General features: G+C 46.0%; 1 protein-coding gene. It reads left to right on the forward strand.

What is annotated here, in order from left to right:
- Positions 1-735 (forward strand): molybdopterin-dependent oxidoreductase (locus A3766_RS13580; protein WP_156508898.1); only part of this gene is annotated, 735 nt, incomplete at both ends.

Genomic DNA, 735 nt, shown 5'->3' on the forward strand with positions numbered 1-735 from the left:
CGCCAATTCCTGCGATGTCGATGGTTTCTTATGCGGCAGGTGCTCGTTACTTATCCTTGATCGGTGGTAACTGCCTAAGCTTCTATGACTGGTACTGTGATTTGCCACCAGCATCTCCTCAGATTTGGGGTGAGCAGACTGACGTACCAGAATCTGCAGACTGGTATAACTCTGGCTACATCATTGCTTGGGGTTCTAATGTTCCACAAACGCGTACACCTGATGCTCACTTCTTCACAGAAGTTCGTTATAAGGGTACGAAGACTGTATCGGTTACACCTGATTACTCAGAAGTTGCAAAACTGACGGACGAGTGGATTCACGCGAAGCAAGGTACAGACTCAGCGGTAGCGATGGCAATGGGTCACGTTATTCTGAAAGAGTTTCACGTAGATAAGCCAAGTGCTTACTTCACTGAATACGTGCGTACCAAGACTGATTTCCCTTACTTGGTTATGTTAGAAGAGTCTGATCAAGGCTTACAGCAAGGTCGCTTCCTAAGAGCCTCTGATCTCGATGGTAACTTGGGTCAAGAAAACAACCCTGAGTGGAAGACGATTGCAGTTAACGATGCGAGCAATGAGTTGGTTTCACCTACCGGTTCAATAGGTTATCGCTGGGGTGAAAAAGGTAAGTGGAATATTGATCAGCTAGACGGTAATACCGGCGAAGAGATCAAATTAGGCTTATCACTAAAAGATAGTGCAGACGAAGTGGTTGAAGTTTCCTTCCCTT

This window comes from Oleiphilus sp. HI0132 (assembly GCF_001635845.1).